At 54.0% G+C, this 25,317-nt stretch carries 22 protein-coding genes; 5 read left to right on the top strand and 17 right to left on the bottom strand.

Annotation, left to right across the window (positions count from 1 at the left end; translation table 11 throughout):
* Window positions 1-213: 213 nt before the first annotated feature.
* Together ACQ3G7_RS07580 and soxR are read right to left on the bottom strand one after the other, a co-directional pair.
* A complete protein-coding gene (locus ACQ3G7_RS07580; RefSeq protein ID WP_263098404.1) occupies window positions 214-882 on the bottom strand; it encodes a glutathione S-transferase family protein in 669 nt (222 codons plus the stop codon).
* A gap of 278 nt (window positions 883-1,160) precedes the next feature.
* Complete coding sequence (gene soxR, locus ACQ3G7_RS07575; protein ID WP_263098405.1) at window positions 1,161-1,619, bottom strand: redox-sensitive transcriptional activator SoxR; 459 nt, start codon at window positions 1,617-1,619, stop codon at window positions 1,161-1,163.
* 81 nt (window positions 1,620-1,700) lie between these two features.
* On the opposite strand from soxR, the gene soxS reads away from it, so the two are divergent.
* Window positions 1,701-2,024 (top strand): superoxide response transcriptional regulator SoxS, encoded by a 324-nt coding sequence (gene soxS / locus ACQ3G7_RS07570; protein WP_061498717.1) that lies wholly within the window; start codon window positions 1,701-1,703, stop codon window positions 2,022-2,024.
* A gap of 7 nt (window positions 2,025-2,031) precedes the next feature.
* Here soxS and pdeC read toward each other — a convergent pair whose 3' ends face one another.
* Both pdeC and ACQ3G7_RS07560 read right to left on the bottom strand, forming a co-directional pair.
* Window positions 2,032-3,603 (bottom strand): cyclic di-3',5'-guanosine monophosphate phosphodiesterase PdeC, encoded by a 1,572-nt coding sequence (gene pdeC, locus ACQ3G7_RS07565; RefSeq protein WP_430889404.1) that lies wholly within the window; start codon window positions 3,601-3,603, stop codon window positions 2,032-2,034.
* Between the two features lie 341 nt (window positions 3,604-3,944).
* Window positions 3,945-5,348 carry a GGDEF domain-containing protein gene (locus ACQ3G7_RS07560; RefSeq protein ID WP_430889403.1) on the bottom strand — a complete coding sequence of 468 codons (1,404 nt, stop codon included), beginning with the start codon at window positions 5,346-5,348 and terminating at the stop codon, window positions 3,945-3,947.
* A gap of 546 nt (window positions 5,349-5,894) precedes the next feature.
* Here ACQ3G7_RS07560 and ACQ3G7_RS07555 point away from each other — a divergent pair.
* A complete protein-coding gene (locus ACQ3G7_RS07555) occupies window positions 5,895-6,176 on the top strand; it encodes a YjcB family protein (RefSeq protein ID WP_263098408.1) in 282 nt (93 codons plus the stop codon).
* Window positions 6,177-6,265: 89 nt separating this feature from the next.
* Here ACQ3G7_RS07555 and ACQ3G7_RS07550 read toward each other — a convergent pair whose 3' ends face one another.
* The 4 genes from ACQ3G7_RS07550 to ACQ3G7_RS07535 all read right to left on the bottom strand — a co-directional run bounded on the left by ACQ3G7_RS07550 (window position 6,266) and on the right by ACQ3G7_RS07535 (window position 10,155).
* Window positions 6,266-7,087, bottom strand: coding sequence for an ABC transporter permease (locus ACQ3G7_RS07550; RefSeq protein ID WP_263098409.1), 822 nt, complete (start codon window positions 7,085-7,087; stop codon window positions 6,266-6,268).
* Complete coding sequence (locus ACQ3G7_RS07545; RefSeq protein WP_263098410.1) at window positions 7,087-7,917, bottom strand: ABC transporter permease; 831 nt, start codon at window positions 7,915-7,917, stop codon at window positions 7,087-7,089. Before ACQ3G7_RS07545 ends, ACQ3G7_RS07550 begins: the two co-directional genes overlap by 1 nt.
* 67 nt (window positions 7,918-7,984) lie before the next feature.
* Window positions 7,985-9,133, bottom strand: a complete 1,149-nt coding sequence (locus ACQ3G7_RS07540) for an ABC transporter substrate-binding protein (protein ID WP_263098411.1) — start codon at window positions 9,131-9,133, stop codon at window positions 7,985-7,987.
* Between the two features lie 35 nt (window positions 9,134-9,168).
* Window positions 9,169-10,155, bottom strand: coding sequence for an ABC transporter ATP-binding protein (locus ACQ3G7_RS07535; RefSeq protein ID WP_430889402.1), 987 nt, complete (start codon window positions 10,153-10,155; stop codon window positions 9,169-9,171).
* Window positions 10,156-10,306: 151 nt separating this feature from the next.
* Here ACQ3G7_RS07535 and ACQ3G7_RS07530 point away from each other — a divergent pair, with 151 nt between their 5' ends.
* From ACQ3G7_RS07530 to ACQ3G7_RS07520, 3 genes are read left to right on the top strand one after another with little or no spacing between them, the layout of a single operon-like run.
* Window positions 10,307-11,065: an MBL fold metallo-hydrolase gene (locus ACQ3G7_RS07530; protein ID WP_430889401.1), complete on the top strand. Its 759-nt coding sequence runs from the start codon at window positions 10,307-10,309 to the stop codon at window positions 11,063-11,065.
* Window positions 11,066-11,073: 8 nt separating this feature from the next.
* Window positions 11,074-12,084 carry a LacI family DNA-binding transcriptional regulator gene (locus ACQ3G7_RS07525; RefSeq protein ID WP_430889726.1) on the top strand — a complete coding sequence of 337 codons (1,011 nt, stop codon included), beginning with the start codon at window positions 11,074-11,076 and terminating at the stop codon, window positions 12,082-12,084.
* Window positions 12,085-12,094: 10 nt separating this feature from the next.
* Window positions 12,095-12,862, top strand: a complete 768-nt coding sequence (locus tag ACQ3G7_RS07520; RefSeq protein ID WP_430889400.1) for an inositol monophosphatase family protein — start codon at window positions 12,095-12,097, stop codon at window positions 12,860-12,862.
* A 1-nt stretch (window position 12,863) separates the two neighbouring features.
* Here the strand turns inward: ACQ3G7_RS07520 and ACQ3G7_RS07515 are convergent, their stop codons facing one another.
* From ACQ3G7_RS07515 to ACQ3G7_RS07475, 9 genes are all read right to left on the bottom strand, one after another.
* Entirely contained in the window at window positions 12,864-13,202 is a 339-nt protein-coding gene (locus ACQ3G7_RS07515) for a cupin domain-containing protein (RefSeq protein ID WP_430889399.1), read from the bottom strand.
* A 74-nt stretch (window positions 13,203-13,276) separates the two neighbouring features.
* Window positions 13,277-14,746, bottom strand: coding sequence for a SulP family inorganic anion transporter (locus ACQ3G7_RS07510; RefSeq protein ID WP_430889398.1), 1,470 nt, complete (start codon window positions 14,744-14,746; stop codon window positions 13,277-13,279).
* Window positions 14,743-15,366 (bottom strand): carbonic anhydrase, encoded by a 624-nt coding sequence (locus tag ACQ3G7_RS07505; protein ID WP_430889397.1) that lies wholly within the window; start codon window positions 15,364-15,366, stop codon window positions 14,743-14,745. The genes ACQ3G7_RS07510 and ACQ3G7_RS07505 overlap by 4 nt, the downstream gene beginning before the upstream one ends.
* A 459-nt stretch (window positions 15,367-15,825) precedes the next feature.
* On the bottom strand, window positions 15,826-16,263 hold the full coding sequence (locus ACQ3G7_RS07500; RefSeq protein WP_430889396.1) for a hypothetical protein: 438 nt from the start codon (window positions 16,261-16,263) through the stop codon (window positions 15,826-15,828).
* Between the two features lie 588 nt (window positions 16,264-16,851).
* Entirely contained in the window at window positions 16,852-17,172 is a 321-nt protein-coding gene (locus tag ACQ3G7_RS07495) for a hypothetical protein (RefSeq protein WP_430889395.1), read from the bottom strand.
* Between the two features lie 11 nt (window positions 17,173-17,183).
* Window positions 17,184-21,350: an RHS repeat-associated core domain-containing protein gene (locus ACQ3G7_RS07490; protein ID WP_430889394.1), complete on the bottom strand. Its 4,167-nt coding sequence runs from the start codon at window positions 21,348-21,350 to the stop codon at window positions 17,184-17,186.
* A gap of 10 nt (window positions 21,351-21,360) precedes the next feature.
* Window positions 21,361-21,489, bottom strand: a complete 129-nt coding sequence (locus tag ACQ3G7_RS07485) for a hypothetical protein (RefSeq protein ID WP_263098421.1) — start codon at window positions 21,487-21,489, stop codon at window positions 21,361-21,363.
* A complete protein-coding gene (locus tag ACQ3G7_RS07480) occupies window positions 21,486-23,039 on the bottom strand; it encodes a hypothetical protein (RefSeq protein ID WP_430889393.1) in 1,554 nt (517 codons plus the stop codon). The genes ACQ3G7_RS07485 and ACQ3G7_RS07480 overlap by 4 nt, the downstream gene beginning before the upstream one ends.
* Before the next feature lie 12 nt (window positions 23,040-23,051).
* Window positions 23,052-25,268, bottom strand: a complete 2,217-nt coding sequence (locus ACQ3G7_RS07475; RefSeq protein ID WP_430889392.1) for a type VI secretion system Vgr family protein — start codon at window positions 25,266-25,268, stop codon at window positions 23,052-23,054.
* Window positions 25,269-25,317 lie beyond the last annotated feature (49 nt).

The raw sequence follows: 25,317 nt of genomic DNA, 5'->3' as shown, positions 1-25,317 counted from the left end.
TTGTGGCAAGGGGGCCACAAAAAAGCAAACGTTTAACTCCGCGCATACAACGGTTGGTCGAAAAAAGGCAAACGATTATCCAGCGTTTAGATACCGCTTTTCAACTGAACTTTGCCGCTTTTCGCTAAATTTCGCTTATGGTGATTAAGAAGTCATCGACAGATGCGCAAACGTTATCGTCGATGCGCAACTTTGCAACATTTTCGGATCATTTTAGCCCCCGGGAAGATCGAACGGACCACCCTGAACGATGGCGCGTTGCCAGGCCGGACGCATTTCAATGCGCTTTTTCCACGCCCGCAAAGCTGGCAGGTTATCCACCCCACCGCGCGACAGCAGCGCAAAGACCGGAAAACTCATCTGCATGTCCGCCATGCTCAATTGCTCCCCGGCAAACCAGCTATGGTGCGCCAGCTCTTCTTCAAGAAAGCGCGCATGCGTGGTGATTTGGCGGTTCAGCCAGGCTTTCTGAACACCATACGAAAGCAGCTTGCCGATACTGCGAACGCCAAATGGCACCGGAGGTTTACCCAGACTGGCGAAAACCAGCTTCATAAGTAACAACGGCATCAGCGACCCTTCCGCATAGTGCAACCAGAAGAGGTAATCCAGCTTCTGCTGCATCGCCTGTGGCTTAAAGCGCTGCGCTGTGTCGTAGGTTTCCTGCAAATACTCCAGGATCGCGCCCGATTCCGCGAGGATCAGCCCGTTATCTTCTATGACAGGGGATTTGCCTAACGGGTGTACTTTGCGAAGTGACTCCGGCGCGAGCATTGTTTTTTCGCGCTGGTAGCGAACAATTTGATACGGCACGCCCAGTTCTTCTAAAGCCCAAAGAATACGCTGTGAGCGGGACTGATTCAGATGATGCACCGTAAGCATGTTTTTCTCCCGAGGATCCATATGAATTAACTATAGAAAATCGGCGCCGTTGCGGTTGAAAGAGCGAAGAAAAAAAAGCCTGAAAAAATTGCTCAAAAAAGTGGCAATTTTGCTGCGATGACCTAGACTAAAAGTGTCAGCACAACCCGGAACCTCCAACATGACGAGGCGTGCTGATGTCGGGGGAAACCCTCCTGCAACAGAGCGGGATAGAGAGAAAGACAAAGACCGGAAAACGACTAAAGCGCCCCAACGGGCGCTTTAGTTTTTTATGCGTCTCAGTCGTCTTCCAACAGGCGCGCGCCAGTACCCTGCTGCCCAAGCTGGTCGCCAGGGTTACGTAGCGGGCAGTCGCTGCGCGACAGGCAACCGCAACCAATACACCCATCCAACTCATCACGTAGCGCAACCAGCGTATGAATGCGGCGATCCAGTTCTTCGCGCCATTGGGACGACAGGTGTTTCCACTCTTTCGCACTGAGCGTGTGCCCTTCCGGCAAGACGCCGAACGCTTCACCGATGGTCGCCAGCGGAATGCCAATACGTTGCGCAATTTTGATGATTGCAACATAACGCAGCACATCGCGGGTGTAGCGCCGCTGATTACCGGTATTACGGGTACTTTTAATCAAGCCTTTGCTCTCATAAAAGTGCAGCGCTGAGACGGCCACCCCGCTACGCTTCGCCACTTCACCGGGGCTCAGCAGGGCTTTTATACGCGGCATTCTCTTTTCCATAAAACCTCTTTACCTCAAGTTAACTTGAGGAATTATACTCGCTCCCAGACAAAACGACGAATCGGGAAATGAGGAAGCTTTATGTCCCATCAGCAAATTATTCAGACCCTTATTGAATGGATTGATGAACATATCGACCAACCAATGAACATTGATGTAGTCGCCAGAAAGTCAGGTTATTCAAAGTGGTATCTACAACGGATGTTCCGTACCGTGATGCATCAAACGTTGGGCGACTATATTCGCCAGCGCCGTTTGCTGCTGGCAGCGGAAGCGCTGCGTACGACGCAACGCCCTATTTTTGATATTGCGATGGATTTGGGGTATGTCTCGCAGCAGACGTTTTCACGCGTATTTCGCCGGGAGTTTGACCGTACCCCCAGCGATTACCGACATCATGCCTGATGGACGATCACTTTAACGACGGCGGCTGCTGCACCCAGCGTTTGAATTCCTGTGGCGGCAGCGCCCTGGCAAAGTACCACCCCTGGCAAAACTGAACGCCGCGTTTTAACAGCCAGGTCACCTGCTCCGCCGTTTCCACCCCTTCCGCAATAATCTTCAGACGCAGGCTCTGCGCCATCTCGATAATGTGTTCGGCAATCAGGTGGCTGGTGCTGTTGGTGGTGAGCGTATCAATAAAGGATTTGTCGATTTTCAGGATATCGACATTAAGGGAGTAGAGATTGTGCAGGTTGGAGTAGCCAGTACCAAAATCATCGATCGCCACTTCGTAGCCGGCCTGGCGAAACGCCTGAATCACCGGCGTGGTTTTCGGCACATCGATAAACCCGCGTTCGGTCACTTCAATCTTGATTTGCCCGGCGCGTACGGCATGCTCCCGGGTTTTATTGGCAATTAACGAGATCAGGCGTGAAGAGTGGAAATCCGCAGCAGATAAGTTGATCGAGATGTAGAGATCGGGAACCTGCGGCAGAAAATCGCCCAAATCATTAAAGACTTCATCAACGACATAATCGGTCACACGCTCGATCATGCCCTCTTTTTCCGCCAACGGAATAAATTCAGCCGGACTCATGACCTGACCGTTAAAACCCGGCCAGCGCAGTAACGCTTCTGCCCCTACGCACGTGCCACTTTTGATATCAATAATAGGCTGGTAATGAAGGCAGAGCTGGCGCTTCGTTAATGCCCGGTGGAGCAGGCGGCGCGGGGAGTTAAATTCCTGACGCGTTCGTGACCACAATAATAAGATGATCACGCTGCATACCATCCCCAACGGCAGGGTAAACGTCACCTGGTGGTAAAAGGCCTGAAGATAGTGATCGCTGGAAGTCGACACGATAATAGCAATCGGCCGTTTGTCAGAGTGGGCGATCGTGTAAAAGCGCGTTCCCTGCTGGAATGTCGAGTCATTCCGGTTCACCAGCTTCGACAGCGTACCGATATCCGTCGAGCGACTCACCGAGAAGAATAAATGGGTGACCGTATCGTAAACACCGTATGCCAGTTCATTATCCTCTGACATCACATCGCTATAGGCGAGCGGGTTAACCACTGCAACATAATTTCCACGCTGCATGTAGACCATTTTATAGCCAGCGTAAAAAGGGGTATCCCGGTAGTAATAAATAGCAATATCAGGACGGCGTTTATACTCAGCTGGTGAAATAGCATACGGTTGTTCGGGCGTTATTACGCTCGAACACAAAAATTGCCCGCCGCGGGCATAAATTAAATCGGAGACATACAAACTGCCGCGTACGATATTGAGCATTGCAGCGCGATGCTCTGGCGTACAAATTTGACCTTGATATTTCTCTGCTGCTAAACGAACCGTATCCACCTGCTGAACTACCGCTTCTGTTTTATTTAGCGCCAGTTGAGCAAAGGAATGGAGTTGCGTGCCTGTTTCTTTTACCGCACGGATATGCGCAAACCATAGCGAGAGCATCACCGGTAGTAGCACTACCAGGATTATCCCAATGACCCAGAGCATCTTGCGACGCACGCTATGATTCATGTCCGCCTATATCCATGCATTTTATGTGCCTTTTAATTGTACGGCAGGATGCTTTGATAAACAGGTGATTACGTTGCATGAATCATGCGACATTAGCAACTGACTTTTATCATTAAAAACCTAATATTTGGTTATGACGATAATATTCGACCGTAAGCCAAACTAAAAGTCGGCTCAATGTTTATATTAAGGAAAATATTAATCCGTAGTTCAGGTTAGTTTTAACTTAATGCAACCGGGAATCGCTGATTAAGCCAAACTAACCACAGGATAAAAAAGAACTGACCGTGCGAAAATTTTTTCATGCGGATTTTGAGTTTCCTTCATAATCCCTCCTTTATTTATAAAAAGGCTCCGGCAATCACGGTTTTACTGCGTCCGGCGCGCTTCGCATCGTACAACGCATTGTCTGCAAGCGTAAGTAAAACTGAAGTATCCGCCTGGTCACTGGTGACAAATACTAAACCAGCGCTAAAGGATAAGGTGATCTTTTCACCGATGCTTAACAATGGCGTTTGCGTTAAGGCAGCACGCATTTTTTGGCTAAAACGTAATGCAGATCGGCTGCTGGTGTACGGCATTAAAATCAGAAATTCCTCACCACCCAGTCGTCCAAAAAACCAGGAGGGATCGCTGTGCTCACGGACCTTATCGCAGAAATGGATCAGCGCCGCATCACCCGTGAGGTGTCCCCAGCGATCGTTGATATTCTTGAAGTGATCAAGATCGAGCATTAACAGACTGAAATGACTGCGCGGATCGCTCGGGTTGCAACTTATCAACGACGCTTTTAAATGTTGCAGGATAGCAAATCGATTGTAGCATCCCGTCAGATCGTCAATGGTGGCTTTTCTCTCCAACTGCTGCTCCGCCTTTTTACGCTCGGTGATATCCAGCCCGATACTGAGGATGGAATGATCGGGCAGCAGGATGTTTGACCACAGCACGGTCAGCACCTGTCCGTCACGACGTACAGGATGCCACTCGTGCATGTCTACAGCCGGGGAAGTATTAACCGAAGCGCGAACTTGCTGGCGCACCAGTGGATCAGGGAAAAACAATGCTAATGGATCGGGCTGCTGGTTGAGTTGTTCCAGGCTCCAGCCGAAGAGACGCTCACATTCACCATTCCATAAAATACAACGGTTATTTTTATCAAAGGAATTCATTAATACCGGGGCGCGATCAAATAACACTTTATATTGAGCAATAACATGCTGCATCTCTTTCGCAGCGCGATCCCGTGAAATAATCTCCACGAGGAAACCCTTCAGTTTTTCGACTAAAATAATCACGACGCTTTTCATCACGGATAATGATAAAGCTGGCTGAGGAAATGCCATAAAGAAATAACCGCTAAGACCAGAATCCTGCATGTGCAATTTACACAGAATGCCACTCTTTAATTTATTGCCAATAGTAATATTCGCAGGAAATAATAATGTACCAACATGGCGTCGCCAACAAATAACGCGCCAGGCACGCGGGTTTCGCCGTAACTGTGACTGCTGCAGCAACGTTTTCGCATCCTGCAATGTGCACGCTATCTCACCCACGCTGGTGAGCTGCAGCTCCCCCTCTTGCTCGACCAGCACCCATGAAAGGTTTGCGCCCAAAGCCGCATTGATACCCCGAAGGATCTCTTCCAGCGAACGTTTCCCGGTCAGCCACGGCATCAGTTTCGCCAGCAGCGCCAGCGCCGCGGTCCCATCTCCCAAAGGTGCGGCGGAAATCTCTGTTTTCATGTTTTATCATTCGCAGGTTATTAAGCACCAGACCGCCGGGAATGATTGAATCAGGAAGAAAAAGTAACACCCACGAATTAGCCCAGGCAGCAGGCGAAAAACAACACTGAACGACGTAACGAAATCGTGCCAGTACAGAATATATCGCTTAAAATCAAATCCCCTGAATAATCACTCACAGGTAAATAATACTGTCCAGAAAAGCATAATAGATGTTTTGTGAACTGTAAATATTGTAGCAATTAGTCTGCTAAATATTCACGGCAGGGTATGAATAAATTTAAGTTAAATCACTTTCCGCCCCGATTAAATATATCCGTAAGACAATAACGGTATAACGCAGGCCAACAAATCGACGAAAAAAGAGACAAAAAGGCCTGTTTTCACGCTGGCGAATAAACAACCAAGTGTGATATAGTTCACACATTCCTGAAATGGAAAACACTGTTTCACTTTGTTGTGCTACTCCGCGGACGCCTGCGTCATCTCTGCCACTCGCGCATAACGCCAGTCCGCCCGGTATTTGATTCTTCTGAGGATGGTTTCATGGCAACCTTTACCACCAGCGTCGTGTTGTTGCGCTGGCAGATATTGAGCGCAGTTTTGATGTTTATGGCCAGCACGCTGAACATTCGCTTTCGCAGAGCAGACTATATTGGTCTTGCGGTGATCAGCAGCGGTCTGGGTTTAGCCGCAGCATGCTGGTTTGCCACCGGCCTGCTTGGCATTACGGTTGTAGACTTTTCCAACATCTGGCACAACCTGGTTGTGGTGATGGAGGAAATCTCCCGCAAAGCACCGCCAGAGTGGCCGATGGTCATTACCTGATGAAAAAAAGCGCCAACAGGCGCTTTTTTTTTCATCCCAAACAGCCTGTTAGCATACCTTCGCCACACCACAAGCGCACACATAACCGCCTATTTCCCCAGCTTTGACAACATTTCCGGTCGCATAAATTTTTGAATAATCAGCATAAAGAGCACTGATGGCACCAGCAGGATCAACGCCGTAATGGATGAGACCTGGTAATTGCCGGACATACTGGCGGTATAGAGCAGGATCGGCAGCGTGGTAATGTCCGGCGCGCCAACAAAGAAGGTGGCGGTAAACTCATCCAGCGACTCGAGAAAAACAAAGATACTGGCGGCAATCAGCCCGGGCGCGGCCTGCGGCAGAACGATATGGAAAAAGGTGTACACCGGCCCCGCGCCAAGATTGCGCGATGCGCGCGCCAGCAGCGGATCGACGGATGAAAACGCCGCCACGCTGATCCAGATGGAGTACATCAAACCATGCACACTGTGCACCAGCACCACACCGGCCACGGTGCCATTTAAGCCCCACTGATAAAACAGACGCGCCACATTCATATACACCGTCAGGTTCGGGAATGCCTGCGGGATCAGAAACAGCAGCATAAAGAAGGCGCGCAACGGCATGGATCGCTGCGCCAGCGCATACCCCGCCGGTACCGAAATGACCAGGCAGACGATCACCGCCAGCACCGCAATCAGTACGCTTATCGACAACGATCCGGAAACATCGCTATAAGGGCTAAAGACCTGGCCCCAGTACTTCAGCCCCCATTGCCCCGGTAACGCATGGGGAAAGAACCAGCTCTCCGCCACCGTCCAGATCAACAGGTTAAGCAGCGGGCCAAACAGCGCCAGTACCAGAAACGTCAGCAGCAGCGTTTGCAGAATAAAGCTGCCGCGAATTTTATGCCGGATAGTGCTCATCACCGGGCTCCTTTGGTTTGCAGGCTGTGGCGTAAATAGAACCAGGACAACAGGGCGCAAATCAGGTATGAAATTACCCCCATCGCGTTGGCAACCGGGTAGTCACCATAAGAGTTAACGCGAAACGCCATATCGACGGTCATCATCGTTGGCGTACCGGTGCCGATCATCAACGGCACCGAGAGCACCGACATCATGGTCACCGTGGAGAGCACCGTCGCCACGCCAATCGTTGGCATCACCTGCGGCAAAATAATGTCGAAGAGAATGCGCAGCCGCGACGCGCCAAGATTTTTCGCCGCCAGAATGTGCGACGGATCCACCGCCGACATCGCTCCGCAAATCAATAGCGTTGAGAACGCCATCTGTTTCCAGACAAAGGTAATGATGATCCCGCTCCAGCCCAACAGCGAGGTGGTATCCATGGGTGTGAGTATGCCCGCGGCCACCAGCGCATTATTCATCAGGCCGTTTTTTGCCAGAAACGTCCGCATCATTTGCGCAGTAACAATAAAAGGAATAAACAGCGGCAGGCGGTATAAAAAGGCCAGCGCTTTAACGATCCGCCGAAAGGGCGAAAGGACAATCACCGCCGAAAGGGTGATGGACAACAGCAGCAGGATCGCCAGCGACGCCAGCACAATCACGACCGTGAACAGGATATCGTTCGAATACAGGGTCAGCACTTTCGCAAAGTGCATCAGCGTCAGGTGATGTGTGTCACGGGTAAAAGCAGATATCAGTGAAAAACCCAGCGGCCAGAGAAAAAACACCGCAATCATCAGCGTGGCCGGGGCAACCAGCAGTAAATATTTTGTTGCGTGTCGCATGATAAACCTGAGTCGTTGCCGCAAAAAAAGATGCCCGCAGCCACAGCGCTGCGGGCACCAAGGTTAATCAGTTCGATACCTGACTTTCGTAGCCTTCTTTGATATCGGTGAAGTACTGATTAATCGGGAAGCTTTTACCGTATTTCGCTAAATCTTCCGGCGAAATTTCAGCAAACAGTTTCTGCCAGGTGGCCTCATCCAGCTTGCCTTTGACGTATTGCGCATCAATACCCGGATACCAGTTAAACTGTTTTACGATCCCCTGCGCCTGAACATCCGGACTGGTGGCCAGTGCGATAAACTCCTGCGCCAGTTTTGGCTGCGCTGCATGTGCAGGCACGACGTAATACATCGGCTGGCCTGGCATACCGGGGGAGATCAACGCCAGCTTGATGGACGGCGGAAGCTTGCCCTGATCTTTCCAGCTATAGAACATGTCCACCCACACCGGCCCCATGGTGATCTCGCCACGGCTTAGCATATCCAGCGTTCCGGCGTTGCCCGGCGTAAAAGTCACGTTCTTATTGAATTCTTTCAGTTTGGTCCAGGCCTGGCCCCACTCTTTTTCCACGCCTTTGTCATACGGCAGCGCAGACAAACGCTGTGCATCCGTGCCGTAGGCATACATCCAGCCCACCACAAAACTCACACCGGACATGCCGTTTTTAATGCCGTTATAGCCAAACGCTTTCGGGTTCTGTTGCGACCACTGCACCAGCTCGTCATAGGATTTCGGCGGCGTTTTGATCATATCGCTGTTAAACGCGATCGCCGTCTGGCTTAAAAACATCGGCATCACGTAACCATCAACATTCACACCAAGGGCGTTTTTGGCATTTTCCGCTGTGACCATCGAACCGGTATTGATGGCCTGGCGATATTTCTCCAGCAATCCTTTTTCCACCAGTTGTCCACCCACAGCCTGGTGAACCACCGCCACATCGATATCCCAGTTTTTCGCGCCACTTTCTTGCTGAGCGGTCAGTTTTTCCATAATTTTGTTTGATCCGGCATCCCCCGGCCCGGTTCCGACCACCTGCACTTTCACGCCAGGATGGGCAGCCTCAAACTTCGGCCCCAGCCAGGTTTTCACATAGTCCACCATATTTTGGTCGCCCGCCGTCGCGACATTCAGTACCGTTTCGGCGTTCGCGGCGTGTATTCCATAGCCCAGACAGAGTGTGGCTATTACAGCAAGTTTCGTTTTTACGGACATGATGTATCCCCAGGAAAAGAGTGTGTCGGTTGGCATTACAAAGCGGTTTCAAAAACATGCAGTGCGGGCTGCGGCACATGCAAAATGACGTTCGTGTGGGCGGGCCAGCATTGCGGCGAATCCGCCAGTAATAACTGCCCGTCGCAACGTACGCTATGACGGTACTGGTGACCGAGAAATGCGCTCTCTTCCACCACACCGTCCAGCAATAATCCTTGTGCGTCAGGCGGTACAGACGCCCCGTGGATGGTCACATCGGCGCTACGAAAATAGAGCGTTTCCCCACGCGCATCCGGGCGGGCAATGCAGTTATCCGCCCCCATAAAATCGGCGACAAATGGCGTTGCCGGGCGGTGGTAAATCGCTTCTGGCGTGCCGATTTGTTCGATGCGACCACGGTTAAGCACCGCAATACGATCCGCCATGACCAACGCTTCCTGCTGGTCGTGGGTGACAATCAGCGAGGTAAAACCCAGCCGCTTTTGCAGCGCTTTTATTTCGTGGCGCACATTGAGGCGCACTTTGGCATCCAGGTTTGACAGAGGTTCATCCAGCACCAGGACGTCCGGTTCAATGGCCAGCGCGCGCGCCAACGCCACACGCTGTCGTTGCCCACCAGAAAGCGCGGTAACTTTGATATCCGCATAACCGTCAAGATTGACGATTTTTAATAATTCCTGCACCCGCTGTTGGATCGTCTCTTTTTTCCAGCGACGGACCTTCAACCCATAGCCAATATTTTGTGCAACGGTAAAATGCGGCCACAGCGCATAACTCTGGAACACCATGGTGATATTTCGCTGTTCCGGCGTACTGTGAGTAATATCCCGACCGGCAATCGCTATCTCGCCCGATCGCACCGGAATGAATCCACATAATGCATTGAGAAGTGTGGTTTTTCCGCAACCTGATGGCCCAAGCAGCGCGATCATTTCGCCTTTTTCTACCGACAAATGAATATCGTGCAGGACGATGTTATCGCCATAGCCAATTTTCAGATTTTCGATTTGCAAATAACTCACGGGCGATCCTTTTATTCACTCTTTTATCGTCGATGAACACGTGTTCATTTATTTGTAAAAAAAATGCAACTTTGCACCGACATTATGTGAGCCTACTTTGTCGTCTATTTGTGACAATTTGATTAAGTCATCAATAAATTTGGTGGGCGAAATGAAAATAGATGTTCTGGGGTGCGGCAGCGCCTTTTCCGTGCAGCAAAATACCTCGGCAATCTGCGTGACTGACCATGACCATCGCCAGTGGTTGATCGACTGTGGCCCCACGATCCCACGCGCGCTCTGGCAGCGGCGTGGCGACGTCAATGACATTGATGCGATCTACTTTACCCATGTCCATCCGGATCACTGCACCGGCCTGACGGCGCTACTCAATCACTGGAAGAGCTTTGGCCGCCGCAAGCCACTAATAATCTGGTCACAGCGTGAGCAGCGCCCGGTGTTGATGCAACTGGCAAGCCTCGCTAACTGGCCGGAGAGCAGCCTCTGTTTCGCTATCGACTGGCGGGACAGCGAACCCGAATGGCACTGGCAAGGCTGGCATATCCGCACCGCGTTTTCCCATCATGAAATCCCCAACCTCGCGTTACGCATCGAGATTGGCGATAACGCACTGTTCTACAGTGGCGATGGTCGCCCGACCCCGGAAAGCACCGCGCTGATGCATCACGCCAGCCTGGCATTTCAGGAGTGCGCGTCGCTGACCGCACTCGCCAGCGATGCCTCGCACGGGGATTTTCCTGGCTGTCTGGCGCTGTTTGAACAATTGCGTTTACCGCGCATGGGCTTGTATCACTGTCATGATGCGGCGCTACCGGCGCTGGCGCAGGTGTGTGCGGCGCATCCGGGGTTATTTCTCAGCCAGGATGGGATGATCATCGACCTCAACCCGTATGCGGGGGCGACAGAGTGAGTCAGACAATGCGTAAGCAGACCGTCACCGCCGAGGACGTGGCGAAACGGGCAGGCGTCTCCCGCGCCGTGGTCTCTCGCGCCCTGAGCAGCAATGGCAGCATCTCCCCGTCCACCAAAGAAAAAGTGCTGCGCGCGGCACAGGAGTTGGGCTACCAGGTCAATTTCCTCGCCCAGGGACTGAACCGCCAGCGCAGCCATTTGATCGGCGTGATCGTCGCGCGCATTGGCGATCCGTTTCGCAGTAGCTTGCTGGAGGGCTTACTGCATGAGATCCAGCGGCGCGGTTACCAGGCGCTGGTGACCGAAATCACCGGCGAGCAGGATCTGACGCCAACGCTGCGCCGCTTTACCCAGTTTCGCGTGTCCGGGGTGATCGTCACGTCCGGCAAGCCGCCAGCAGCGCTGGTCAATGAGTGCGTCAGTCAACAGATCCCGGTGGTCGGCATTAACCGCCAGCCGGATATCCCGCTGGTGGACTTTGTCTGCTCGGATAATGACTCCGGCGCGCGCCAGGCCGCAGAGCAGCTGTTTCACTCTGGCTGCCGCCGTTTTGGCTGGCTGAATAACACGGGATCCACCTGGGCCGGGATGATGCGCGGCGAAGCCTTTTATCAGGCACTTCATCAGCTCGGTGTGGATACGCAACGCCACCTGAGTGGCATCACCGCCAGCGAAGAGGGTTACGAAGGCGGTTTTCAGGCCGCCCATACATGGGAAGGCGAATTACCGGCCGGTATTTTCTGCGCCAATGCGCAACTGGCGTGCGGCTTTCTCGACGGCATGCGCCAGCGCGGTAAATTCGCCCCACAGGATTTTCACCTGATTGGCTTTGATAACACACCGCAAAGCCGTCAGTTCAGTTACCAGTTAACCACCTTGCATCAGGATGTGGCCGAGATCGCCCGCCGGGCGCTGACGCGTCTGCTGGAGCGGGCGAAAAATCCGTTGCAACCTTCCCGCATCGAGTGGGTTAAGGTGGAACTGATTCACCGACAAACTTCACCACGCATTGGCTAAGAGTCCAGATATGACAGAACAGTTTACCCACGCGCTATGTGCATTGATTCGTCGTCTCGGTCAGGAGGCGAAACAACTTCGCGATAACGGGCTGACCATTGAACAGAAGGGCCGCCAGGATTTTGTTTCACAGGCGGATGTGTATGTGGAAACCGCGTTGCGCGCCTGGCTAAAAGCGCAGCGCCCGCAGGACGGTCTGCTTGGCGAAGAACGAGGTCTGGAGCCGGGCAGCGAGGGGGTTTGGGTTATTGACCCCATTGATGGCACTACTAACTTTATTCTTGGTATGGATTACTGGTGTATTTCCGTTGCCTATGTCAGCGGCAATCACATTGAGCTGGGCGTGATTTATGCCCCCGATCGCGAGGAATTTTTCTTTGCCGAACGCGGGAAAGGCGCTTTTTTAAATGACCAGAAACTGACGATAACCGACCCGGAACCCGACGCCATCGTGCTGGGATTAGGGCGTTCAAGCCGCACTGCGCCGCGCGACTATACCCGTACCATTGAAACGTTGTTTGAACACGGCGTTGAACACCGCCGTTTCGGCGCCGGCGCGTTGATGCTGGCCCACGTTGCCGCAGGCCAGGTGCACGGCTACTTTGAGGCGCACCTGCATAGCTGGGATGCGCTGGCGGGTCTGGCGATCATCAAAGAAGCAGGCGGCAGGCACAATGACTTTCTCGCCAATAATGGGCTGACGCAAGGCAATAACGCCTGGGCCGCCAGCCCGGCGGTATGGCAACGTCTGCAACCCATTTTATTGCCCGACAACTGAGTTAACCCGCCCGCTCATAATGGATCGCCAGCCAGATGGTTGGCGGTTCGGCTTGAGTCCAGTTCACCCGGTGGCGGCAACGCGCCGGGATATTGACGAAATCCCCCACCTGCAACACGCGTTCTTCCGTTTCGCCTTCAAACTGCAAACCGGCGGCGCCTTGTATTATCAACACCCATTCACCTTGCGGCTGGCAGTACCAAAAATCCGGCGGACTGGCCTGCCCGGTGGAGATGATCCGTTCGATTTTCACATCGGGTCGCACCAGCAGATCGTCGAACGTCTCCTCTTCGCCTGCACGGGCAGCGGCGGGAAAGTGTTGCAGCAGATTGGTCAACATGGTCTTCGCCCTCTCCGGAAAGAGCCCCCAGCATGGCAGGTTGCGCCCGCCACGGCGAGCGCTTTCACTGCGGCCTATTTTGTCGGCCACTGGCTCAGGTCAATCCCCCGCTGCGGCGCGCTTTCGGCAAACTCACTCAGCACCGCTTTAACATCGGGATCGAAATAGTGGGCATTGTCATGCTCGACAATCACCACGCTGCGCTCCGGGATCTTCGCCAGCAGCGTCTGCAAACGCGGGTTGTGCAAAAACGTCAGGTTCTGATTAATACGCAACACATAGTGATCGTCAAAGCGGGCCAGTTGCAACGCATTGCGATGGCTGTGATAGATGCTTAACGCCACCTGCATCACCAACCCCAGAGCAATACCAACCAGCATGCCGAACGCGATGATCCCCACCACCGTGGTGAGAAACGGGACATACTGCTGTGGCCCGGCGCGGAACTGCGCGATAAACAGGCGCGGCGTCGCCAGCTTATACCCGGTATAGAGCAGCACCGCAGCCAGGCTCGCCAGCGGGATCACCGACAAAAAGCCGCCGAACCACAAACCGCATACCAACAACAGTACACCGTGCAACAGCACCGAGAATTTTGATTGCGCGCCGTTGCTGACGTTGACCGAACTGCGCACAATCACAGCAGTGATCGGCATTGCTCCGACGAGACCCGAAAACAGGTTGCCCGCCCCCTGAGCCACCAGCTCTTTGTCTGGCGACGGGGGTGGGTTTTGCGGGCGCAACTTCTTCAGCGCTTCCTGGCTGAGCAACGTCTCAAGGCTGGCGACCAGCGCCAGCGTCATCGCCACGGAATAGACGGCCGGGTTTTGCCATGCCATCCAGTCCGGCCCTTCCAGCTCGCCGAGCAGATCGCGAAACGAGCCAAACTCCGGCAACGTTATACGCGGCAACGCAGGCAACAGGTGCGGTGCCGTGGCGATAAGCGCCAGTGAAACCGCGCACCCGAGAACCACCGCAACCAGCGGACCGGGGATCCAGCTCAGGCTTTTCAACCGCTTGATGGGCCGGGAATCCCAGCACCACAACAGCAATAATCCCCCAGCCGCGACGGCGAACGACGTCAGAGAAAAGGCAAATTCGCCGCTGAACAGCGCGCGTAAGCTGCTCTCTTCCACCGCGCCAAATGCAACCGGGATCTGCTGCATAATCAACAACAAGCCGATAGCCGCCAGCATACCTTTAATAACACTGCCGGGAACCAGCGCAATAAATCGCCCGGCGCGCAGAAGTCCCATCGCCAGTTGCAGGACGCCCGCCAGCACCAGCGCAAACAGAAAGGCAGAGAACGATCCCAGCGCATCAACCGAGGCCACCACAATGGTCACCAGCCCCGCCGCCGGGCCGCTGACGGCAAAGCGCGACGGGCTGAGCGCCGTGACCAACAAACCGCCGATAATGCCGGTCAGCAGACCAACAAACGGCGGTAACCCGCTGGCCTGGGCAATGCCAAGGCACAGCGGCAGCGCCACAAGGAAGACGACCACTCCGGCCAGCGTATCCTGGCGCAATGTATTGCTCTTCATACCGTCTCCTCCGCCGTTTTCTCAATCAACGTTTTCAGGTGGCCTGTCGCCAGCTCATAGACGCAGCCGTAAATGTTCAGCTCGCGTTGACTGCGCCACACCTCCAGCACCGGTTGCGTTTGCACCAACCGGGAAAACTGGGTGATGACGTTGGCTTCCACCAGTTGATTGAGGGTTTCCGGATCGGGCGTTTTGGGCGCAGCGCCATCGATTTTTTGCCCGAGCACATCGCGCAGTAAACCAATACGCCGCGACAGCGCCGAAGACTCCTCCGCCAGCGCCATTTGCGGTAATTGCAGTGCAGCCTGCACGCCGCCGCAGCCGTAATGGCCGCACAGCACAATGCGATGCACCTTCAGGTAATGCAGCGCGTACTGCAACACACTCATAAAGTTGTCGTCCGCCGGGTCGACCATATTGGCGATATTGCGGTGAACAAATAATTCCCCGGGATGAGAGCCGGTTAGCACCTCGGCCGGAACACGGCTGTCGGAACACCCTATCCATAGTGAATGCGGCTGTTGTTGATGAAGATGTTGCTCAAAATAGTGCGGATCGCTGTTCAGCTTTAATAGCGCCCAGCTACGGTTTCTGGCCAGCAGCGGTTTCAACGTGTTCACAGTGCGACTCCCTTATTGTCAATGGGCATATTGGCAGGTTTTATGCGGGAGCTTTTACTACTAGCACTGACTGGAGAAATATATACGTAAGGAAAATCTTATTGTGGGATTTAAATAGTAAAAAAAGTCAAAGTGTAAAAAAACGAAAACAGCAAAGCATTGCACTATACAGATATAGAGATTTTCTTGAGCTTATTGATATGTGCGCTAATAATCACAAAGAACAACCCTGATATTGATAAGGTAATTCTTCACAAGAATATATCGAAATGCACGGTTGGTTTACTCAAACGCAGAAAGAAACTGATAATAAAAATATATTTCCGCATCGCCATTCAGACCAGTCAGATAATACTCTGGCCTGCGGTCCTGGTTTCATTCCAATAGCTTTTACAGCAGGGTTATACCCTGCTTATTGATTGATAACAGTCAGTTATCAACAGTTCATAAAAAGGATACCTACTTTTTCTTGCGTTCCAGCAGATAAAAGTCGAGATACTTTTTCTCGCGTCCCTGAAATGCCTTCTTCTTCCCATAACCGTAGGCAAGATGGAAATGTTCGTATGCTTCGTCGTACTGCTGAAGCTCATAACACACCATGCCCATGATGATAGCGGGCGCCGTATCCCTGTCGGTTCGCAGATTCAGCAGAAACTGAGCCCAGGGTTTGGCGCTGGCGAAATCGCCTTTATCAAACCAGGCGGAGCAAAAGCCGGAGGCGATCCACAATGAGGGCATCAACCACTCGGTTTTCGGCTCCGGCACCAGCGCCCAGGCTTTATCGTATAACGAAAGAGCGCTCTCCATATCGCCACGCAGCCTTGCGTTGTCGCCCTCTTTGACCATCTTATCGATTGTATCGCCTAAAGCCGGGTTTACGTCGTATAAGTCTTGCACAGGAACGCGCTCCTTAATAACAGGGTGGAGTGAAAGAACTCCGAACCATATTGTCGACCGAGCCAGGAGAATGAAATCGGGCGAACTCTTATTTGCTTTGACGCGATGAAAAGGCAAACTCTGCACTTATCCTAAATTTCATCAGAGGGTACATTTATGCCGGATTCTTTGCGCCCTGATGCAGAACATCATTGTTCATTTAATACATTACGTGGCCATTCAGGATTATCAACGACAAGCACCGAATCAATATCCGACAATAGCGTAAATAACACTCACTGTTAGCTATATTCTTAATAATCTGTTTAGCATAGTTTCATCAAATAATCAAAATTTTGACAGTATAAAAAACGATAAAATACGACTTAAGGTAAATCCAGAGAGGCCTTCTGGCATCAACTCCAGTTCATTCTGTCTAATACACAACATGGCTTAAAGACCGCAAGAAAATATATCCAGCACTTATCTTTAATAAAAACATTCATTTTGCGATCAGCGATGAGAATATCTTTGCCAAACAGAAGTGGTTAAGAGGATTAAAGCCGTGCGGGAATTAACACATAAAAAGCCGGGAAGGCCCGGCGCTAATCACATTGTTGTTGAAAATGTGCTGACATAGGAAAGCAGATCGTCTTTATTTTTCCCTAGCGGATGTTTTTTACCCAGTTCAATCAACCAGGCATTAAAATCATCCAGTAAAAACTTATTACTATCGTCCACTTCAAATATCCCGGAATCAGCGTAGGACTCAACCAAGATATCCAATATCGCCAAAAACCGATCCCCCTCTTTTATTATTTCGTCTTCTGCAATGGTGCGAAGCGATTTCATGGCGCAAAGAATCTGAGACAACGTTAAAATTGTTGGACCATTCTGTAATTTATTTAATAAGGTTTCGATCACTGTCATGCTTCTCCAAACTAGTAGGGCGATCCGCTCATAGGTATATGCGACTGATCCATTTGCGTACTTGTCCGCCCCTGGCTGGGAATTTTTGTACCATTTGAAAGGGTATTGGTTTGTGTCGCATAAGCCCCTCCTGTTGGTCTCGTCGTAATAGATGCTGTTGGCCCCAGAGCCGAATTTGAGCCCGGATAACTTGCCACTGCATTAGGGTTTATACCATGCCCATGAGCCGAATAGGTAACGCCTCCAGAACTGGTTCTGTAGTTAAATCCCCCCGTCGGAAATTGAGAAGAGGGGTTCCACTGATTAGGGATCCCCCCCTGATTGGCCCATTGCGTTACGTCACTGTATTTTATCTGACCATTATGAACTAATTCAGAAGGATCGATGGGTCGTTTAGTAAAACGTCCCGTTTCATTATCACGCCAACGGTTTGATTGCGTGTCAAAAGTACAACTTAACCCTAACGGGTCGATCCAGTTCAGCGGATTGGGTACGTAACGGTAGAGATTGATTCCTCCCGACAGACCTATCGGATCCTGGCTGATATAGGCGGCAATTGCCGGGTCGTAGTAACGATAGCGGTTATAATGCAGCCCGGTTTCCGCATCGTAATACTGTCCCTGGAAACGCAGCGGGTTATCAATGCGGTTAACATAAACCTGCCCTTTTTCACCCCAGACGCCGGCGTTCTCCGACCAGACGATTTCCCCACAAGGCGAGGTCAACCGCACTGGCGCACCGTTCGGATCGCAGTGGTAGTGCCAGCTCTGTTTTGCCTCTCCTGTCTGCGTCAGCAGCGCCAGCGGCCGGAAGCTGTCGGGATAATAGATATACTCGCGCATGCTGCTGAATAATGTCGCCTGCGCTTTCTGCCGTTTTAACCTGCCGCCGGTATCGAAAATGCTCAGCGCCGCCAGCGGCTCTTGCGTGGCAGTAACGGTCTCGCCCGCCAGCGCATCGCGCTGCCAGTAGAACCAGTGCGTCTCCGTGGCGGTCTGTTTGAATACCCGCCGCCCCAGCCCGTCATAACCGTAACGCACCAGGCTGTCACCTTTGCGCACAGCAATAAGCTGGCGGTGATCATCCCAGGTAAAATCTTCTTTTTCTTCGCTCGCGTTCTGCACATGACGGCGCTGGCGCAGCTCCCCGGCGCGGTCAAACACGTAGCGCACACCATGATGGATGCCTTCGCGGAACCAGCCGCCTGCACTGTCGTTCACATCGCGAGTCTGCGTTTGCAAATGGTTCCCTGTTGCATCCTGCACAAACTGCCGCAGTACACCATCCGGCGAGGTATGCGCCGTCAACCGGCCAAGCGGATCGTAAGCGTAACGATCGCTCCCCCACTGGCTGTCTTCGCGTAACGTCAGGTTGCCGGTACGGTCATAGGTAAAACCGCGGGCGAACAGCGGCAAATCGTTTCGCAGTACCTGCTGTGAGGTGAGTCGCCCAAGCCGGTCGTAACTAAAGCTACGTGTCACCGCGTCGGAGAGCTGCTCGCTGATCCTGCGCCCGGTATTGTCGTAGGTGAAAATAATGGGCGCGTCATCGTTCAGTTGTACCTGCGCAAGGCGGTCATGCTCATCCAGCCCATAACGCACCTGATGACCGCTGTCGCTGTCGCGCGAGATCAGCAACCCGCGTTCATTGTAGCCGTAACGCAGTTGGAAACCGTCCTGCTCTTCCTGCCGCAGCCGCCCGGCATCGTCATAGCGCCACGCCAGCCTGCGCCAGGGGTTCTCACATAACACCATCCGGCCGCACCGATCATAGTGATATTTCGCCTGTAATGTGTCACCGCTGCGCCGTTCGCTCAGCCTCCCGGCTTTGTCATAGCCATAGCGCACTTCGCGCCCTAGCGCGTCTTCACGACTGATCAGGCGGCTGGCGCTGCTCCAACCGTAACGCGTCATCTGGCCCCAGTAGTCGCTTTCCGTCGTCACCCGACCGAGGGCATCGCGGGTCAATTGCCAGCGCTGACCGTTCTGATTAATCACCGCCAACAGTCGATCTTCCGGGTCATACTGGTAACCTAGCGTCGCCCCATCGGGCGTTTCACAGGTGGTCAACATTCCGGTGCCGTTATAACGAAAACGGGTCACATTGCCTTGTTCATCGGTAAAGTGTACCGGGCTATCTTCCCGATCGTAGGCAATGCGGGCTTCGCCCCCCGCCGGATTCACCGTCGCCACCAGCCTATCTTTGCTATCCCAGTGATAGCGGGTGATCCCCGCGCCAGCGTCAACCCATTCCAGCAGTGTGCCGCGCACGGAATAACGAAAACGGACAATGCCCGCCCCGCCAGAGCTTGCCGACTGTAAAAAACCGAAACGATCATAGTGATAGCAACTCGACGGCGAACCCGGTTTCTGCACCTCAGAAAGCTGCCCGAGGGCGTCATACTGATAACGCGAAGTGACCCCTGTCGGGTCAATCGTGGCAATCAAATTTCCGTTCGCATCGTACTCTGAACGCCAGATAGCGCCCTTCTCATCGGTCAGCGCCAACAGCTCGCCAAACGCATCATACGCCGCCTGAATCACGCTTCCGTCTGGCAGATATTCGGCAGTCATGCGCCCCAGTTCGTCATACTCCCAGCGATGGGTACTGCCGTCCGGCTCAATCAGCTCCAGCGTGCGGCCAAAATCGTCATAGCGGAACACGGTGTTGCCGCCCAGCGGATCGATTTCCGAAACCGGTAGGCCGTTTTCGTCAAAGGTAATGCGCGCGACATGCCCCAGCGAATCGGTGACTTCCACTTCGTTAAGCAGGTCGTGATACGCAAAGTGATAATCCCAGACGCCGCCGTCGCCCCAGGCATGCACCACTTGCCAGACGTCGTTGTACTGGTAGTGGAACCCCTGCCCGTTACGATCAACGTGACTGACCAGGCGATGCTGCTGATAATAAAACCGGCGCGGATGCGACAACGCGTCAATTTCCGCACTCAGTTGCCCCTCGTCGTCATACTCGTAGCGGGTCAGCGGTGTGACTTCACCATCCAGCGCATTACGCAAACGCAGGGCGAGCAGGCGATGGTTCTCCTGCGTGACGAGGATTTCACGCGCGGTCATCCCCTGGTGGGTGAACTCACGAATGTGCAGCAGTTCACTGCCGTTCCACTCAAATCGCCAGCCATTACCGTTACGATCGGCGAGTTGGCGGATCGGCAACACCCCGTGTTCGCCGCTAAATTGCAGTTGCGGGCCACTCTCCTGCGCCACCTGCCACAGCACTTCGCCGTTAACCGTTTGCCGCCATAAGCAGCTGCCGTCCGGCAAGCCGGGAATGCCCTGCTCACGCCCGTCGGCCTGCGGCAGCCCGGCAAACAGTGTCATCCCTTCCGGTTGCATCAGCATGGCAATACCTTCGTCCGCCATCACCTCCAGGCGGATATCCGCGGGCGTCGACCAACCGTGACCGCACAGACCTTCAACATCAAGATCCGCCGAGGAGTAAGTGCGGTTCCAGGCCAGCGACAGACGACCCGGCAGCAGGAAGTCCTGGTGCTCAAGGCTGACGCTGCCATCGCGGATATCGACCGGTTCGGCACGCAACACCCGGCACTTGAGGAAACCGGGATCCATATTGCGGAACAGCTTTTGCCGAAGCTTGCGAAAACGGCGCATAAACAACCGCCACTGCGGCGTCTTCTTCAGCTTTTTGAAGCCCTTGCCCAGGCCGCTCAACCCGGCACGCATCAGCAGCGCCATCAGGTTGATGGTCGGTGGCCCGCCCACAATCACGTTGTTCGGGATAGCCAGGTTAAAGGTCAGCGGCAGCGTCAGTGACAGCGGCTTCGGCTTGGTGGCGCGTTTCAGGCGAAACGGCGGGATCAGGCCGAGAATATTACAACTCAGCACCGGCATGCCGATGCGGGAGAAGGGCTCGCCGTCCACGGAGACGGTTTTACTGCCCATAAACAGCTCATCTTCTATTTGCGGACCGCCCGGCGCGCGCAACGGCGGGATCCACACCCCGCCCACGGGAATATGCACCGCGATCCCGCCCGTTCCGGCACTGGCGCGCTTAATGCTATTAACGTGCACCGTAGTGCCAATCAGCGGGAGATAATCAAACACGTCAAACACAATACCGATATGGGGAGTCGGTAGCGGCCACGGGTAGGTATGAATATCCAGCCCAAGCTGCGGATCGAAGTGAGCGCCGGAGTGCATCAGCCGTGCCTCAGAACATGGCCCGCAATAGCGCGCGCAGGAAGGTACGGACCTCGGTGGCGAGATCGCTATCGGAGAGGCTCAAAAACAGCAGCGCGAGCAGCGTAACAACAACAATGGTAATAATGCGGGTCTTCATAACGGGTTGCTTCCTGCAGGTTCAGATAACAATGCATCGGTCTCCCCCCATGCGGGCAGGCTTTGCCACTCACCTGGCTGGGCATCAAAGGGGTGGGCGATATCCGGCAAACCATTCCAGTGCGGGTGCAGTTTCTCCCGCGCCAGCCGGATAACGCGGCGAAAACTCTCATCTCCGCGACGAATAAGATTTTCCCGCTCTTCGCGGATCACGGTAAACGTGGCTTCAAGCTGTAATTGCAGACGGCTTTCCGCCTGCTTCACCTGTTCAATACCCGGCTGCGCGGGCAAACGCGCTTCCGTCTGTTGGATCACACTGCGTTTCTCGCGTTGCCAGCGCGCGGCACAGGCTTCAATGGCCTCGGTGCGCCGTTTATCATGCATACGCAGTAAATCCTGAAACACCAGCGGCAGCGTGGTTTGCCCGCGTTCGGGTAAAGGAACGTTTTCCGCCGCCTTCACTGCACGGGCGTACGCTTCCATCGCCGTTGGACGGTGCCCGGCCAGCCAGAGGCAAAAGCCTGACATGCGCCAGCCTTCCATTTCAAAGACCGGGTGAGGGATCGCCTGCGCCTCCCGCGCGGCCTGACGGTAACCTTTCGCCGCCTGGAGATAATCTTTCGTTGCAAACCACGCGCCGGCTTCGCCAAACGTACTTTGCGTGCGCAACTGCCCTTTCAGCGTCGGGTCGGCAATCTCGCCGGCGATATCCTGCGCCTGCCGATAATGTTCGACCGCCTGCGCAGGGTCATTGCCCTTCAGCCAGCCGCCCGCTATCAGGTTATGCATCATCACCTGCTGATCGGCCCAGCCGCGTTGCCGGGCAATGGCCAGCGCAAGGCCGCCGCGCGCAGCCACTTGTGCGGCAGTACCTTTTTCCAGCAGCAGCATCGCATCCGCCAGGTAGCGGCGAAACAACAAACGATCGCCATCGGAATCGGTCTGTTGCTGCGCGGTCTGGTGCATCACCTTCATGCCATCAATGTCATCGACAATCAGCTGAATCCCATCGGGATGTGCATCAAGCAGCGGTTGCCACACCGGCTGTTCAACAGTATCAATCAACAGCAATCGCGGCGCGGGTTCGCCCTGTTCCAGCCAGCCGTTGAGCCAGCGCGTTAATGCGCTGTCATCGCTGACGGCGGAAGGTTTGAGCACCAGCACCAGGTAGCGTAGATCCTCGGCAAACCGGTCGGCGAACCCTTGTAGTAACTGGCGCAACTGCGCAGGGGAGTAGCACGGTAGATAGGGCTCCACCTGCCAGTCTGCGGCATCCGGCGTGGCCTCATAATGTTCAACAAATTCACGCCCCAGCGCCTCACTGTAGCCGAAGCCGGTTTCGAAAGGCGTTGTCAGCCCAAGAAACAGATCCGGCAGCGTGCGTCCTTCCGGGTGCTGTTGCAGCGCGATAAAACCGTCCAGCAGCGATTCGCCCCCCGTCGGGATCCGCCAGATAAACAGACGGGTCTGCGCTGATTGCTCGCTGGCATCCAGCCAGCTTAGCTCCAGTTCGGCCATCACTTTTTCGGTGGGGTTTTTCGCGGTGCTCATTCACATTCCCCGTCAGGCATTAAGCTCAATTTTTTTGCCATTCACCATGACCCCGGCGGCATTAATGGTGATGGTCGACCCGCCTGCGGTAATTTCCACGCTGCCATTGCCAATCAGAATACCGCTCTCCCCCACATTGATGCGGAAGGTATCCGTGGCGCTGTCCGCCACGCTGCCTTGCGTAAAACGGGTATCGCCGCCGGTAATGCTCAACGTGCGCCCGGCGCCAATGCTGACATCCTGCTTTTGCGTCACCGTGCGCACTTCACTGCTGTGCACCGTCACATTGCGGTTGCCGGTGACATCCAGCGTCTGGTTGCCAGTGACATTCACGGTGCGGTTCTGCTGAACACTGACCGTTTCATTGCCCTGAACGGTACGGCTGCGATCCTGCACCACGGTCAGTGTCTGGTTACCTTCGACCGTACCGGTGTTGTTGCTTTTCACCGTGGTGGTGTGATTACCGATAATGGTTTCATCGCGGTTTAGATCCACGCTGAGGGTCTCATTACCCTTCACGCTTTCGGTGCGGTTTTGCTGCACCGTGGTGGTCTCATTACCGTTAATGGTTTTACTGCGATCCTGACCAACCGTGACGGTTTCATTGCCGTCGACGGTGCGGGTGCGGTTTTGCTTGATATGGCTGGTCTCGTCTTTACCGACGGTTTTCGTCCGGTTACTGCCCACATCATGGGTTTCGTCGTTCTCGACTTCGGTATCCATGTTGCGCTCGGCATGCAGCCAAAATTGTTCTTCACCGGGTTTATCCTCAAAACGGAGGGCGTTGGCATTATCCGGCGAGCCATCTTTCGAACGGCTCATAAAGCCCATCTGCGTTGCCGCAGCAGGCAGCGCCCACGGCGGCATGCTGGCTTCGTTATAGACCCGACCAATGATGATCGGCCTGTCCGGCTCGCCGTTGATAAAATCCACCACCACTTCGTCGCCCACACGCGGGATCTGCACCCCACCGTAGCCCTGGCCCGCCCAGGCACTAGAGACGCGCACCCAGCAGGAGCTGTTTTCATCCCCCTGGCTTTCGCGATCCCAGTGGAATTTCACCTTTACGCGTCCGTATTTATCCGTCCAGATGGACTCCCCTTTCGGCCCCACCACGCGGGCGGTCTGCGGCCCGTACGTGCGCGGCCAGTCGGTCGCCACCGGCGGGCGAAACAGCGTCGCTGCGGGGATCACAGTAAAGTCGATGCGGTGCTTTACCTCGCCCGTATCGCCAGACGCATACTGGTTTTCCTCGAACGCGTAATGCGCGCCGACCACCAGCCATTTCGCATTGTCGGCATAATGGGGGGCATTGATCAGCGTAAAGGTGTGCCCCGGCGCAATGCCGGTTGCGGTAGCCGTTCCCTGGGTTTGCTGCTGCGCCGCCTGCCATGACTGCTGGCGAATACGGGCATACGATTCGCCATCGCCATGTTCAACGAAACGCCCCGGCCAGTCATAAACGTCAATGCGCCCTGGTGTTGGCGAGACCGGGTTTTGCAGCGTTTGCAGCATCCATGCGTGCGGTTTTCGAAAATCATAATCGTCCGTGCTGTACAGGCCTGGCGTGACCACATGCCGCGCCAGCAACTGGCTGATACCCTCCTCGTTCACCGCCCCGCCGCTCGCCTGTGCATGCCAGGGAAGGGTCTCATAGCCGGGGAACGCCTCCGCCTGTGAGTAATCATCCATCAACACCAGCGTATGGCCGTCTTTATGGTGACGGAAAAAATAGCTGATCCCTTCAAGCTCCAGCAGGCGGCTCAGAAACTGGAAACTGCTCTCTGCGTATTGCACGCAATAATCCCATTGCCGATAGCTGCGGGTGAGCTTGTCTTCGATGTTGACGTTGTATTCTGTAAACAGCGTTTTGGCGATGTCCGGTACGCGCTGCTGCTGAAAGATGCGAAAGTTGCGGTCGCGCATCATGGGCCAGAAGTCCGGTTCCAGCGTGGTTTGATAAACAGCGTAGCGCGTACCGTCCAACTCTTCGGAACGAACGGCAACGGCGGTCACCTTACCAGAAAGGTAACGCTCAGCGCCTGATTGCCCCGGAATGGCCACCGTCATGTTCTGACCGAGCAATTTTTGCCGATCAAGGGTGAAATCTTTACTTAACAGATCCACCTGAAAACGAAATGGCGCAGAGAGTTTCTCCTCTCCTGTTAACATCCAGAATAAGAGCGAATCACTCCCGGCGGACAACAGGACGGTTATCCGGTTAACCATACGAGTTCCTTACTGACAGAGGCGAATATTCCGGGAGCAAACCTGTCTT

Origin of the sequence: Kosakonia sp. N21 (assembly GCF_050587465.1) — a bacterium.
In the GTDB taxonomy this organism is placed as follows: domain Bacteria; phylum Pseudomonadota; class Gammaproteobacteria; order Enterobacterales; family Enterobacteriaceae.
The sequence above is the reverse complement of the archived record's forward strand: the minus strand, read 5'-3'. Positions and strand labels throughout refer to the sequence as shown.